10 protein-coding genes are annotated in these 14,259 nt (G+C 67.9%); 8 read left to right on the top strand and 2 right to left on the bottom strand.

What is annotated here, in order from left to right; translation table 11 throughout:
- The first annotated feature begins 35 nt into the window (after positions 1-35).
- Positions 36-1,709: an SDR family oxidoreductase gene (locus ACOGI8_RS03050; RefSeq protein WP_419855421.1), complete on the top strand. Its 1,674-nt coding sequence runs from the start codon at positions 36-38 to the stop codon at positions 1,707-1,709.
- On the opposite strand, the gene ACOGI8_RS03045 is transcribed toward ACOGI8_RS03050, so the two are convergent.
- A complete protein-coding gene (locus ACOGI8_RS03045) occupies positions 1,706-5,164 on the bottom strand; it encodes a carboxyl transferase domain-containing protein (RefSeq protein WP_419855420.1) in 3,459 nt (1,152 codons plus the stop codon). The genes ACOGI8_RS03050 and ACOGI8_RS03045 overlap by 4 nt on opposite strands.
- A 112-nt stretch (positions 5,165-5,276) precedes the next feature.
- On the opposite strand from ACOGI8_RS03045, the gene ACOGI8_RS03040 reads away from it, so the two are divergent.
- The 3 genes from ACOGI8_RS03040 to ACOGI8_RS03030 all read left to right on the top strand — a co-directional run bounded on the left by ACOGI8_RS03040 (position 5,277) and on the right by ACOGI8_RS03030 (position 8,027).
- On the top strand, positions 5,277-5,951 hold the full coding sequence (locus ACOGI8_RS03040; RefSeq protein ID WP_323671549.1) for a nitroreductase family protein: 675 nt from the start codon (positions 5,277-5,279) through the stop codon (positions 5,949-5,951).
- Between the two features lie 31 nt (positions 5,952-5,982).
- Positions 5,983-7,233 (top strand): acyl-CoA dehydrogenase family protein, encoded by a 1,251-nt coding sequence (locus tag ACOGI8_RS03035; RefSeq protein WP_419855419.1) that lies wholly within the window; start codon positions 5,983-5,985, stop codon positions 7,231-7,233.
- Between the two features lie 71 nt (positions 7,234-7,304).
- Positions 7,305-8,027: a TSUP family transporter gene (locus ACOGI8_RS03030; protein WP_419855418.1), complete on the top strand. Its 723-nt coding sequence runs from the start codon at positions 7,305-7,307 to the stop codon at positions 8,025-8,027.
- Positions 8,028-8,064: 37 nt separating this feature from the next.
- Here the strand turns inward: ACOGI8_RS03030 and ACOGI8_RS03025 are convergent, their stop codons facing one another.
- Positions 8,065-9,291 (bottom strand): pyridoxal-phosphate-dependent aminotransferase family protein, encoded by a 1,227-nt coding sequence (locus tag ACOGI8_RS03025; RefSeq protein WP_419855417.1) that lies wholly within the window; start codon positions 9,289-9,291, stop codon positions 8,065-8,067.
- 145 nt (positions 9,292-9,436) lie between these two features.
- Here ACOGI8_RS03025 and ACOGI8_RS03020 point away from each other — a divergent pair, with 145 nt between their 5' ends.
- From ACOGI8_RS03020 to ACOGI8_RS03005, 4 genes are all read left to right on the top strand, one after another.
- Positions 9,437-10,657 carry an aspartate aminotransferase family protein gene (locus ACOGI8_RS03020; RefSeq protein ID WP_419855416.1) on the top strand — a complete coding sequence of 407 codons (1,221 nt, stop codon included), beginning with the start codon at positions 9,437-9,439 and terminating at the stop codon, positions 10,655-10,657.
- Positions 10,658-10,724: 67 nt separating this feature from the next.
- Complete coding sequence (locus ACOGI8_RS03015; protein WP_419855415.1) at positions 10,725-11,144, top strand: nuclear transport factor 2 family protein; 420 nt, start codon at positions 10,725-10,727, stop codon at positions 11,142-11,144.
- 142 nt (positions 11,145-11,286) lie between these two features.
- Complete coding sequence (locus ACOGI8_RS03010; RefSeq protein ID WP_419855414.1) at positions 11,287-12,984, top strand: N-acyl-D-amino-acid deacylase family protein; 1,698 nt, start codon at positions 11,287-11,289, stop codon at positions 12,982-12,984.
- 29 nt (positions 12,985-13,013) lie between these two features.
- Positions 13,014-14,174: an amidohydrolase family protein gene (locus ACOGI8_RS03005; RefSeq protein ID WP_419855413.1), complete on the top strand. Its 1,161-nt coding sequence runs from the start codon at positions 13,014-13,016 to the stop codon at positions 14,172-14,174.
- Positions 14,175-14,259 lie beyond the last annotated feature (85 nt).

Here is a 14,259-nt window from a genome sequence, read left to right as displayed (position 1 = left end):
CATCGGAGTGTCCCGGTGGAAGCGAAGCTGGTGTCATGCGAATAGCAGTGCTCGGTGCGACGGGGTACGTCGGCGGCCGTCTCGTGCCGCACCTGATCTCCAGTGGCCACGACGTGGTGTGCGTCTCGCGCAATCCTCAGCGACTGGCGAACCGTCCCTGGCGCCAAGACGTCGAGGTGCGCTCCGGCGACGTGGCTGACGCTGCGTCGCTGGAAGCTGCGCTGGCCGGATGCGACGCGGCGTTCTACCTCGTTCATGCCATGGGCATGACCGACGACTTCGCGCACGCTGACCGGATCGGCGCGCAGAACATGGCGCACGCTGCTGAGGCCGTCGGGCTGCGGCGGATCGTGTATCTCGGCGGGCTCGGCAGCGATGCAGCCTCAGAGCTGTCGCCGCACCTGGAGAGCCGGCACGAGGTCGGGCGACTGCTTGCCAGCGGATCGGTGCCGGTCACCGAGCTTCGAGCAGCGGTCATCATCGGCTCGGGCAGTGCTTCATTTGAAATGCTGCGTCATCTCGTCGAAGTGCTGCCGGCGATGATCTGTCCTCGCTGGGTCACGGCCACTCGCTGCCAGCCCATCGCCATTGCCGATGTCCTGCACTACCTCGCCGAGGCGGTGGGCATGCCCGCGGGGGCACACGAGATCGCCGAGATCGGCGGCCCAGATGTCGTGTCGTATCGCGACATGATGAATGCCTACGCGCGCTGTGCAGGTCTGCGACGGAGGCTGATCCTGCCAGTGCCGGTGCTCACCCCCCGCCTGTCGGGGCACTGGGTGAAGCTGGTCACCCCGCTTCCCTACGACCTTGCGCGGCCGCTCGTGGACAGCCTTGTCAATGACGTCGTGGTCAGCGAGGCCCGCAGCATCGATCGTTGCCTAGAGGCTGAGCCCCGGGCCCGAGCGGCCCGCGAGCGCAGCGAGCTAGAGCGGGAAGCACAGGGCGAAGCCGTGGCCCGAGCGGCCCGTGAGCGCAGCGAACAAGAGCGGGAAATAACGGGCACCGCGACGGAAGGCTCCGCCAATCCGCGCATGCGCTTGGGGCATCAACCACTGTCCTTGGACGAGGCTCTCGAGCGGGCCTCGCAGCATGTTCAGGACTTGGACATTACGACCAGCTGGATGGACAGCGCCGCGGGTCGCACAGCAGCGTCACCGATGCCCCAAGACCCCGATTGGGCCGGGGGGACCGTGCTGGCAGACGAGCGCGAGGTGTTGGTGGCAGCGTCCATCGAGGACGTGTTCGCAACAGTGTCCGGCATTGGCGGCCAGCGCGGCTGGTACGCAGGACAGCGGCTGTGGCAGCTGCGAGGTGCGCTCGACAAGCTGGTCGGCGGCGTCGGCATGCGGCGGGGACGGCGACACCCGGATGACCTGCAGGTCGGCGACGCCGTCGACTTCTTCCGTGTCGAGGTTTGCGAGCCGCCCAGACTGCTTCGGCTGCGGGCAGAGATGCGCTTGCCCGGCGACGCATGGCTCGAATGGCAGCTCAGCGAGTCAGCCGAGGGAGTGCTGCTGTGTCAGCGGGCACGCTTCCATCCCAGGGGCGTGCTCGGCCGTCTCTACTGGTGGTCGCTCGTCCCGATCCATACCATGATCTTCCGTGAGCTGATCGTGCGGCTGGCATCTTCGGCCGTGGCCCGGGCGGTGCAGCCCGATCATGGTCGGCTCGAACAGGGCCAAACAAATCAGGGCCAAATGAACTAGGGCCTATATGCGATCGGGCGCGGCACGAGCTGAGCCGGGCGGTTCACCACCCGGTAGGCGCCCTTGATCCACTCGCAGATCAGCCGGCGGGTGTCGCGAGGATCAATCATCTCCTCGATCTGGAAGCGGTTGAGCGGCCCGATGGGGCCACGCGCCGCCTCGATGCGAGCTTCGAGCTCGGCCCGCAGCGCCACCGGGTCTTCCGCCTCAGCCAGCTGCCGCTTGTAGGCAGCCTCGATGCCGCCTTCGGGCGGGATGCCGCCGACATCGGCGGCCGGCCACACCACACGGGCGTTGTGCTGGCGCCGTGGCGTGGCGTAGTTGTTGCCGGCCACGCCGAAGCTGCGCCGCATGAGCACAGTGAAGATCGGCACCGCGGCTTGGGCGAACGCTGTCATCCACGTCGCACCCTTGCGGATGGTGCCGGTGATCTCGTGCTCCACGCCGACTGCGAAGCCGGGGTTGTCGCAGAGGTTGAGGATCGGCATGTGGAACAGGTCGCACAAGTCGATGTGGCGGGTCAGCTTGTCGCAGCCGTCGGCGGTCAGCGCGCCGCCGTTGGGGTGGCGGCTGTCGGACGCCAGCACACCGACCGGGTGGCCGTTCATGCGCGCAAACCCGACGACCTGATCGGTCCCCCACAGCGGACCGATCTCGAAGAACGAGCCTCGGTCACAGATCAGCTCGATACCCCGGCGGATGTCGAACGTCGTGGTGCGCTTGCGCGGGATCAGCGTCAGCAGCTCCTCGTCGCGCCGGTCCGGCGGATCGTCGGGATCCGGCGGCAGCACCGGCGGTGTCTCGAACACCGACGACGGCAGGTACGACAGGAACCGTCGAACGAGCTCGGCCGCCTCTTCTTCGGTCTCGGCGAGATTGTCCACCGAGCCGTTCGTGCAGTGGATGCGCCAGTCGCCGAGATCTTCCTTGGAGATGTCGTACCCCATGGCGTGACTGACGACAGGCGGCCCTGCCACGAACAGCTGCGAGATGTCGCGCACCATGACGGCGAAGTGCCCCAACACGGCCTTCGCCGCTCCGATGCCGACCACGCTGCCCAACAGCATGTTGACCACCGGCACCGTCGCGAGCTGCTCCGCATACTCGGTGCTGCCCAAGTGCGATGGCAGGAACGAACCTCCGCCGCCTGTCACACGAGGTCGGCCGGCTTTGATGGCCCCGGTGCTCTCCTTGGCACTGCTCTCGCCTTCCTTGCGCTGCTCGGGCACCATCGAGGCGACGCTGCCGCCGCCTGACGAACCATCCAGCAGCCGGATGGAGGGCACGCCCAGCTCAGTGGACAGCAAGTCCAAGTAGAAGCTCTTGGCGCCAATGGCACCGTCGGCATGACCGCCGCGCGACGTGAAGTCGTCGGCGCAGACCACGACGTCCCGGCTGTTGATCTTGCCGGTCCCACCGACATGGTTGGCCGGCGTGAAGGCTGCGATCTCGCCCTCGTCGTCGTAGGAAGCGAAACCGGCCAGGCTGCCGACCTCACGGAAGCTGCCGTCGTCGAGCAGCAAGCGGATGCGGTCCCGGCAATGCAGCTTCCCCCGGTTGCGCTGGCGAACCACGCCCGGCTCGTCTGAGTCCGGACCCAAGCGTTCTTCGGCGAGCCGTTGCAACGTCTGCACGTCATCCAGCAGCGGCTCCCAGCCGCTGGGGGCTGTTCCCGCGCTCGGAGCGCCGCCGGCATCTGCACCGGACAGCACCACCGCCAGCACGTCCCCGGCCGCCAGCTGGTCGCCGGGTTGCAGGTCGCGCAGCGCCGAGACAGTGCCGTCGCACGGTGCGTTGACCTCTGTCTCCATCTTCATGGCCGACAGCACCACGAGCGCTTGCCCCGTTGCCACGGCGTCGCCGTCGCTCACCCGCATCTCGATGACACTGGCGGGCAGCGGGCTGCGAATCGCAACCTCACCGTCGGCGAGCTCGCGGTCCGGCCACGTTGAGGCCGCAGCTGTGACCGGTGGCGCCGTCACAGGCGGCACCGCTGAGGTGGGCTCCAACATCGCGGCGCGCCTCGAGCCGCTGCCGCCCACGTCACCCGATAGTCCGTTGGTGCTCACTGCACCCGTCGTCCCGTCGGCGAGCGGCGCCATCTCCGCAAGCAGCGTGGTGCGCGCGTCACCGCTGCGCACGGCGGGGTGGCTGAGAATCTGGCGAAGCTGGTCGATGTTGGTGGGCAGCTGGCCGATGTGGAAATCGGCCAATGCCGCCGATGTGCGCGCCACTGCGGCTTCGAGAGTGCTCCCCGTGCCGATGACCTTGGCGAGCAACGGGTCGTAGTGCGACGGCGGCCTATAGCCGGCATAGCCAGCGGCGTCCACCCTTACGCCTGCGCCCGATGGCTCGTGGTAAGCCGAGATCGCGCCCGAACCAGTCGCCACGACTCGTGCCTGCACGGCGTAGCCGCGCGGAGCGGCCACGAACGCCTCCGCGGCCTTGTCCCGGTCTGCGTTGCCCGGAACAACGCCGATCTCCTCCAAGCGCGCACCTGCAGCGATCCTGAACTGCGCCTCGACCAGATCGACGCCGGTGACCTGCTCGGTGACGGTGTGCTCCACCTGGATGCGCGGGTTGCACTCGATGAAGAAGTGGTCCCCGGTCTCGGGCGACACCAAGAACTCCACCGTTGCTGCATTCGCCAGACCGGCCTGTGCAGCGAGCCGAACAGCATCAGCATGCAGCCGGTCACGCAGGCTGGCATCAAGTCCCGGCGCAGGAGCGATCTCGATGACCTTCTGATTGCGCTGCTGCACCGAGCAGTCCCGTTCATACAGGTGCGCCACGCTGCCGTGAAGGTCGGCGAGCACCTGCACCTCGATGTGGCGCGGTCGTTCCACGAGGCGCTCCACAAACACAGCGCCGTCGCCGAACGCCGCTGCCGCCTCGCTGGTGCACCGCTCGAACGCCTCGGCGATGTCCTCGATGCGCTCCACAGCGCGCATGCCCCGGCCGCCGCCGCCGGCTGCAGCCTTCAGCATCACCGGCAGACCGACCTCCGCGGCGGCGTCGGCCGCCGCTGCCGCATCGGCGACGGCCCCCGGCGATCCGCCCGCGACCGGAACATCGATCGAAGCAGCCAATGCGCGGGCGCGGACCTTGTCGCCGAAGAGTTCGAGCGTGTCGGCGGCGGGGCCTACAAAGGCGAGGCCCGCTTCGGCACAGCCAGCGGCAAAGGCCGCGTTCTCCGCCAAGAAGCCATAGCCCGGATGGACGCAATCGCAGCCGTGTTCGGTTGCGATTCGCAGCAACGCGTCGATGTCCAGGTATGCGGCCAACGGGTCGCCGCCCGGCAGCGGAGCGACCTGGTCGGCGGCCGTCAGGTGCAGCGAGCGCTCGTCCACCGGCGCGTGCACCGCCACCGTCTCGATTCCCAAGGCATCAGCAGCCTTGGCGATCCGGATAGCGATCTCGCCGCGATTGGCGATCAGGACACGGGTGAAACTCACGATCCCCCCTCGATATGGCCATCACATGGCCGTGACATGGCCGGGTACCGGCGATTCTGGCGCGAAATTGATCCTCGGCGCGGAGTTGGCCGACCGGTGCGAGACTGGCGAGATGGAGATTTACGACGTCATGCGCACCACCTTCGCCGCTCGGGACTTCACCGACGACGAAGTCACCGACGAAGTGCTGTACCGCATCTTCGACAATGCCCGATTCGCCGCCAGCGGCGGCAACCGCCAGGGCCACAAGGTCATCGTGGTACGCGATCCCGCCCGCAAGAAGCGCCTCGGCGAGCTGTGCATTCCAGCGATGCGCGTTGCCGCGGCGCAGGTCGCTGCCGGCGAGGTGTACTGGCAGAGCTACAGCCCGTCATCGGTGAACATCGAAGAGGCCATGGCCGACGAATCGCTGAAGTTCCCGCTTCCGATGTTCGAGCACATGGACGAAGTGCCCGTCGTGCTGGTGATCACCGTCGATCTGCGCAACGTGGCCTCGATCGACAAGGAACAGGACCGCATCGGTGTAGTCAGCGGCGCATCGGTGTACCCGTTCGCGTGGAACATCCTGCTGGGTGCCCGCAACGAGGGCCTGGGCGGGGCAATGACCACGCTGCTCTCGGCAAGCGAACCCGCAGCCAAGGAATTCCTCGGACTCGAGGACTGGGAAGCGGTGTGCGCCCTGCTGCCGATCGGCAAGCCGACCAAGCAGCTCACCAAGCTCAGCCGCAAGCCGGTCGAGGAGATTGCCGTGCGCGAGCGCGGCGACGGGGAGCCCTTCACGATCTAGCGCCGGCACACACCCGCCGGAGGAGGCAGCGATGGCCATTGACTTCAGCTTGAGCCCCGAACTGGAGGAGCTCCGCAAGCGCATCGCCGCGTTCATCGACGTCGAGGTGCGTCCGGTCGAAGGACGCATCGATGCCGAACAGCTCGAAGAGACCGACCGCGATGCATACGTGACTGCCCTGCTGGGCATGCGCCAGCGAGCACGCGAGGAGAGCTTGTGGCTGCCACACATGCCCGACGAATGGGGCGGCATGGGGCTGGGCCACGTCGAGATGGCGATGGTGCAGGCTGAGGCCGCCAAGACCCGGTTCGGCCCGTGGGTGCTCAACTGCCAGGCGCCCAACGAGGGCAACATGCACACGCTGCTGCACTGGGGCACCGACGAGCAGAAGCAGCGCTACCTAGCGCCGCTGTGCGAGGGCCGCGCCGAGTCGTGCTTCGCCATGACCGAGCCCGAGGTGGCCGGCTCAGATCCCACGCTCATCCAGACCCGCGGCTATCCCGACGGCGACGAGTGGGTGCTGAACGGCCACAAGTGGTTCATCTCGAACGCGCACCGTTCCAAGTTCGCCATCCTCATCGCCCGCACCGAGGACAACCCCGACATCCCCCAAGCCGGCAACTCAGCGTTCATTGTCGACCTGCCAACCGACGGCTGGACCGAGGTGCGCCAGATCGAGACCATGCACGGCTCGACGGGCCACAGCGAGATCCTCATCGAGGACTTGCGAGTCGGCGCCGGCCAGATGCTGGGCGGGCGGGGCCAAGGACATCTGCTGGGCCAGTATCGGCTGGGGCCGGCGCGCCTGGCGCACTGCATGCGCTGGATCGCCCAGGCTCAGACGGCGCTCGACATGATGGTCGACCGGTCGCTCAACCGGTTCGCCCACGGTTCGCTGCTCGCTGAGAAGCAGGGCATCCAGTGGATGATCGCCGACAGCACCATGGAGCTGTACCAGGCGAAGCTGATGGTGCTGCATGCGGCCTACAAGGTCGACCGGGCGCAAGCCGGCACGGGCGAAGACTTCAAGGCCGAAGTGTCGATGGCGAAGCACTTCGTGGCGAACATGCTGGGGCGGGTCATCGACCGGTCGATCCAGGTGCACGGAGCGCTCGGCTACTCCACCGACACCCCGCTGGCCCACATGTACCAGCACGCCCGCTGGGCACGCTTCGCCGACGGCGCCGACGAGGTGCACCAGATGCGCATCGCGCAGCGGACTATCGCCGCCTACACCGACACCGGCAGCACCGGGGCCGCCACCGGCAACCTGCCGGTGTGAGCGTGCCCATACCGCAAGGGGCCAGATGAGCGGTTGGGGAAGCACCTCGTGAGCCCCGTCCTGCTCAATCTATGAGCGTCCTGGAGTATGTGGTCGTGGCGGTGGTGGTCGCCGCCGGCGCAGGAACACAGGCGTGCATCGGCCTCGGCATGGGCCTGATCGTGGGACCTGTGCTGGTGACCATCGAGCCGACGGGAATCCCTGGGCCGATGCTGATGCTCGCCGGGGGCATCAATATCCGCAACGCTGTCGCGGACCGAGCGGCACTGAAAGCCCCGGCCTTGCGCCGGCAGTTGATCGCGGCACCCCTCGGTCTCGTCGGCGGTGTCGCGCTGCTGACCGTGCTGAGCGACCGCTCGCTGGCGATCGCTGTGAGCGTGTTCGTGCTGGCAGCTGTGGCAGTGCAGGCCATCGGCTTCCGGCCGCCCGAGGGTCGCCGGGCCGACTATGCGGCCGGTGCGGGAACGGCCTTCTCGTCGTCGGTGGCGGCAGTGCCCGGGCCGGTGTACGCGGTGTTCGCCAGCCACTGGGAGCCAGCAGCCCTGCGGGCCACCTTGGCCACCTTCATGCTGTTCGTCGGCACGGCAATCATCGCCGCCCTCGTCATCATCGGCGAATTCGGCCTGCGGGAACTGTGGCTCGGGCTGGGCTTGCTGCCCGCCGTCGCACTCGGCCTGCCGATCGGCAGGTGGCTGCGGCCGCGGATTGCCGGACCGCGCTTTCGGATCATCGTGCTGTCGGTGGCGGCAACCAGCGCCACAGTCGTGCTTATCCGTCAGCTCGCCGCGGGCTAGGGGTCCTCAGGGCTCGGCGGAGCGTCGGCGTAGTCGTCTAGGACCAGAGATCCTCGGGGCCGGAGGCCGGCTTGGGCACCGGCGTGGTGGCTTGGGCGATGACGCTGGCCGCTGCCGCGGCCCCCGAACCGCCCATCGGCGCATCCATGGATCCGAGCACGGCCTCGATGGTGCCGATGGTCCCGAGCAGCATCGGCGGGTTGAGGTGCCCCATGTGCCCGATGCGGAACGCCGCATCGGGGTCGCCTTGAATGTTGAGTCCCAAGGTGAGGCCAGCTTCGTCTTCGCACGTATGGCGGATCTGGCCAGCCGGCACCTCGCCCGTGCGAACCAGCGTCACCGAGTTCGAGCGATGCGACGGGACCGACACGTTCAGCTCGAGAGCATCCGGCACCGACCATGCATCCACCGCAGCGTGCACGGCACGCGCCATCACATCGTGACGCGCCCAGATGTTCTCCAAGCCCTCCTCGTCGATGATGTCGAGCGCTTCTGCCAGGCCCCACAGGTGCTGGACCGGCGGGGTGCCGCAGAAGATCCAGTAGTGGGCGTCGGGATCGGTCCGGCGTGACCAGTCCCAGTAAGCGGTGCGCAGGTCGGCTCGCTGATGTGCTTCCCATGCCTTCGGGCCCACCCAGACGATGCCGAGACCCGGCGGCACCATCAGGCCCTTCTGGCTGCCCGCAACCGTCACGTCCACACCCCAAGCGTCCATCTCGAAGGGCTCACAACCCAGTGACGCCACGCAGTCGGCCATCAGCAGCGCCGGGTGGTCGGCCTCGTCCAGCGCGCGCCGCACCGCGGCGATGTCGTTTCGCACCGTCGTCGAGGTGTCGGTCTGGGCGACGAAGACCGCCGCAAACTCCCGTCCGACATCGGCACGCAGCCGGTCCAGCACGGCATCGAATTCGATGGCTGCCCGATCCGGTGCGTGCAGCACTTCGAACTTGACACCGCTCATCGCGGCCATCTCGGCCCAGTTCGTGGCGAAGTGACCCACTTCGAGCACGAGCACCTTGTCGCCGCGTGACAGCGTGTTCGTCGTGGCCATCTCCCAGGCACCGTGCCCGTTGGAGATGGCGATGTAGGCCCGATGCTCGGTGCGGGCCAGCGCGGGCAGCCGCTCGAGCAGGGAGTAGGTGAGGTCGACCACCTCGCCCTCGTAGATGTTCGGAAGCGGGCGGCGCATCGCGTTCAGCACCCGATCCGGGATGACCGACGGTCCGGGAATCATGACCAGCGGCCGGCCGTATCGCAGCGACATCGCAACTCCCTCCGGCAGCCGCGCCTGCCAGCGCCCCGCCAAACGCCATCAGCCTAAAGAGGCTGAGCCCTGGGGCGGAGTGCACGCGTAGGCTGCGCTCAGGTTCGTGTCGTCGATGCGCCAAGGCACGCAGGGGGATTCCACGATGAGCAGCAACGCACTCATCCACCCGTTCTCGATTGTCAGCCGCGACGAGAACGAATTCATCGAGATCGTCTCCGGCGAGGGCGTCATGCTGCGCGACGCCGCCGGCAACGAGTACATCGACGCGCTCGCCAGCTTGTGGCTGTGCCAGATCGGGCACGGCAACCAGACCGTCATCGATGCGATCAACGCACAGCTCTCGAAGCTGCAGACCTACAACACCTTCGAGCCGTTCTCCAATGGACCCGCCGTCGAGGTGGCGGAGATGATCCGTGCGCGCTCGCAGCACACCGATGGCCGGGTATTCCTGGGCTGCTCGGGCTCTGAGGCGGTCGACACCGTGCTCAAGTTCGCCCGGCGCATTCACCAGCTGCGCGGCGATGCCGACCGGCAGATCATCGTGCGGCGAACCGGCGGCTACCACGGCGTGAACGTGGGCGGCACCAGCGTGCAGGGTCTCGAGCCGATCCGCGACGGCTGGGGCGACCTGCTGCCTCATGTGGTCGAGATTCCCGCCGACGACGTCGAGCCCGCTGCGCAGCTGTTCGCCGAGCAGGGCGAGCGCATCGCGGCCGTCATCACCGAGCCGATCCAAGGTGCCGGCGGCGTGATCCCGCCCCCGTCGGGCTACTTCGAGGGGCTGCGGCGGCTGTGCGACGAGCACGGCGCGCTGCTCATCTTCGACGAGGTCATCTGCGGTTTCGGCCGCACCGGAAGCTGGTTCGGCGGCCAGACCTTCGGGGTGGTCCCCGACATGTTCACGTTCGCCAAGGGCGTGACGTCGGGCTACATCCCGCTGTCGGGCGTGGTCGTGTCTCGCGAGATCGCAGACACGCTCGAAGCTGACGAGAACAAGTTCATGCACGGCTACACCTATTCGGGACACCCCACCGCCTGCGCGGCCGGCGTCGCCAACATCGGCGTCATCGAGTCCGAAGGGCTGGTGGAGCGGGCCACCTACATCGGCGATCGGATGGAAGAGGGCTTCCTGGCGCTCCAAGGCGACGGCATGATCGACAGCTACCGGGGCCTCGGCGGCATCTGGGCATGCGACCTGGGCCGCGACGCCACCGACGCCCGCGAGGCGTTCCTCAAGCGGGGCGTGATCTCGCGCCCCATCGGCAACGCGCTGGGCTTCTGCCCGCCGCTCATCATCACCGATGACGAGATCGGCCAGATGTTCGATCGGCTCGACGACGCACTGCGCGCCACGGCGCCCTAGAGGCTGAGCCGCATCGCTTCGCAACGACGCTTCCTTGCAACGCATCCCAACAGGAGGAATGACGACCATGGAGACCGCTGAGACGCGCGAGCTCGTCGAGCGCTACTACAAGGCCCTCACGACCGGCGACCGGGACACTGTCTTGGATTGTCTGGATCCCGGTGTGGTGTGGGAACCGCCGGGCACGGCCGCAGTCGGCAAGATGACCGGCGCCGAAGAGATCGCGCGGGCCTTGGGCTCGCGCGTCATCAAGGAAACATTCGACATCTCCAAGCCGTTCGGCCTCGAGATCCGCAAGATGACTGTCGAAGGCGATACCGCCGTCGTGCAGCAGCGGCTGACTGCGACGGCCAAGGCAACCGGCAACGACTACGACAACCAGTACTGCTGGGTCTACACCTGCGCCGGCGGTCGCATCACCTACATGGAGGAATACGTCGACACGCTCTACGCAGCGCGCCAGATGGGCTGGGACCTGAACGCCTGACCCACCACGCCCAGCGCAGCGCCGAGAGCTTGGGCCGCTCCGCGAGGCTGCGGCCGCGACGGTCTCCAAGAACCGTTTGACACCCCTTCACTACAGTGGCTCCACGGGCCACTACCCATGCCTGAACGCGGGAGCACACGCCATGAGCACCTACGACATCGTCATCAAGGACGGGATGATCTTCGACGGCACCGGGGCACCGAGGGTGCGCGGCGACGTCGGCATCGCCGGCGGGAGCATCGCCGCTGTCGGCCGGGTCGATGCCCGGGAGGGCGCCAAGGTCATCGACGCCTCCGGCATGCACATCGCCCCCGGCTTCGTCGATCTGCACACCCACTACGACGCGCAGGTCTTCTGGGACCCCTACTGCACGCTGTCGGGCTGGCACGGCATCACCTCGGTCGCCATCGGCAACTGCGGCTTCGGCTTCGCCCCGGTAGATCCCGACATGCGCGAGTACGCCATGCGCTCGATGACCCGCGTCGAGGCCATCCCGTACGAGTCGATGCGCCAGGGCATGCCCTGGGACTGGGTGACGTTCCCGGAGTACCTCGACAGCCTCGAACGCACGCCCAAGGCGATGAACATCCTGCCGTACGTGCCCATCGGCCCGATGCTGGTGATGGTGCTCGGCCTCGACGATGCGAAGTCCGGGCGGCTGCCCACCGAAGGCGAGCACGAGATGCTGGCCAAGCTGGTGCACGAGGCGATGGATGCGGGCGGTTGCGGCTGGTCGGCACAACGGCTGCCTCCGACCGGGCCCGCTGCGGTGCAACGCGACTGGGACGGCACACCAATGCCGACCGACATGATGAACGACGAGACCGCCCGGGTGCTGGCCCGCGTGCTGGCCGAGCGCAACGAGGGCGTCGTGCAGATGACGCTCACCAGCGGCAACGTGGCTCACGACATGGCCCACCTCGAGGAGATCGCATCGATCAGCGGCCGCCCGCTGCTGCACAACGTGGTGCAGGCGTTCGAGGACAAGCCCAACATCCACCGCCGTCAGATCGAGTGGCTGGAGCGCTGCCGTGAGCAGGGCGTCCCGGTGTACGGCCAAGGCGTAACCAGCGATGCCGGTTTCACCTTCACCCTCGAGGACTGGAACCTCTACGACGACTCCGAGGCCTGGATGGAAGCCTGCATGGGCGACAAGGCCGAGCGCTTGGCCAAGATGGCCGACCCCAGCCGCCGCCAGGCGCTCAAGGACACGATGCCCCGCACGGCGACCGCGGGCATCGAGACCGTGACCATCCTTTCGCCGCGCAGCGAATCGACCGAGCAGTACCGGGAGATGTCGGTGGGCCAAGCAGCAGAGGTGGCCGGCAAGCACCCGGTGGACCTCATGCTGGATGTGGCCGTCACGGACGGGCTCGACACGCTGTTCTTCGTGGCGCCGCCGCAGGGCAGCTCAGAGCTGCTGCGCGACGTGGTGCAGTACCCGCACATGCTGTTCGGCGTGTCCGACGGCGGGGCGCACACCAAGTTCCTCACGGCGGGGCGCTACCCCACCGAGACACTCGCCGAGCAGGTGCGTGAGAACCAGTGGGTGACCTACGAGGAAGCGCATCGTCGGCTGGCGGCGCTTCCCGCGCAGCTCGCCGGATTCCGCGACCGGGGCCTCATCCGCCAGGGCGGCCCTGCTGACGTCGTGGTGTATGACCCCGAGAACCTCGCCGTCGGGCCGAACGAAGTGGTGCACGACCTGCCGGGCGGCGAGTGGCGCCGCATCCAGCGGGCCAGCGGCTACCGCAGCGTCATCGTGAACGGCGCCGAGACCATCTCAGAGGACACCCAGACCGAGACCTACAGCGGCCAGCTCCTCCGCCACGGCGGCTAGCGGCCCGCACCTGCAACCCAGGGGGGATCATGACGACGTATGCAGGCGAGCGACTGATTCACGACACCGACAGCCATCTGATGGAACCGGTGGATTGGCTGGCGAGCTACGCCGACAGCTCCGTGGCCGCCAAGCTCCGGGACCTGAGCTTGTTGGGTGGGGGCGATGCAGCCACCCATGAGCTGGTGGAACAGTGCTGGGCGCGGCGCGACGATCCTGCGGAGACGGCCAAGCTGGCAGCCGACGTGGTCGGCGGGCCGAAGGGCTACTTCGCCTACGGCTCGATGGACGCCAATGAACGGGTCGGGGCGCTCGACCAGCTGGGCTTCGCCAGCCAGCTCGTGTTCACGACGTTCGCGCACACGCAGTTCCACGCCCGCGGCGATGTCGATCTGGCGTACGGCGGCGCCTCGGCGCACAACCGCGGCATCGCCGACTTCTGCTCGGTCGACCCGCGGCTGCTGGGCGTGGCGTTCGTGCCTCTGGAGGATCCGCAGCGCACCCTCGAGTGCGCCCGCGAGGCCATCGAGGTGGGATGCCGGGCCGCATGGATCCCCCACGGCGTGCCGACCGCGACGAGCCCCACACACCCCGACTTCGACCCGCTGTGGGCGCTGCTGTCCGAGGCCGACGTGCCGGTGCTGATGCACCTCGGGCCGAACGGCGGCAACCAGCTGCCGAAGACGTACCACAACAACGGACGTGTTCCGGGCAAGGACTTCGTGGGCGGCGGCGAGAACATGCGCTCGAAGGACTTCTTGAACCTGTACCACGACGCCGAGAACCTGCTGGCTTGCATGGTGCTCGACGGCATCTTCGAGAAGTTCCCCGATCTGCGCTGCGGGCTGATCGAGCTGGGCGCGGGCTGGGTGCCCAACCTGCTGCGTTCGCTGGACAACAGCGTCAAGGCCTTCGGCCGTCACGAGCCTGAGCTGTCCAAGCTGACCATGGCACCCTCGGACTACATCCGCCGCCAGGTGCGGTTCACGCCGTGGCACTTCGAGGACGTGGGCTGGCTGGTGGCCAACAGCGGGCCGGAGCTGTACCTGTTCTCGTCGGATTGGCCGCACCCCGAAGGCGGCCGCGACCCCATCGCAGAGTTCCAGGCATCGTTCACCGCGGCCGGTCTCAGCGAGGGCGTCACCGCACCGTTCTGGGCGGGCAACGCCTCGTTCCTGCTCGGCGTGTAGCGCCGTCTCAAGCCCCATCGGGCCGTCGGTAGATTTGGCCTCAGCGCGCTGCGGGAGCCGCGCCCGGCGGCACGAGTCGCGACGC

This window comes from Candidatus Poriferisodalis sp. (genome assembly GCF_965204195.1).
GTDB lineage: Bacteria > Actinomycetota > Acidimicrobiia > Acidimicrobiales > Poriferisodalaceae > Poriferisodalis.
This window is presented reverse-complemented; position numbering and strand designations above follow the sequence as displayed.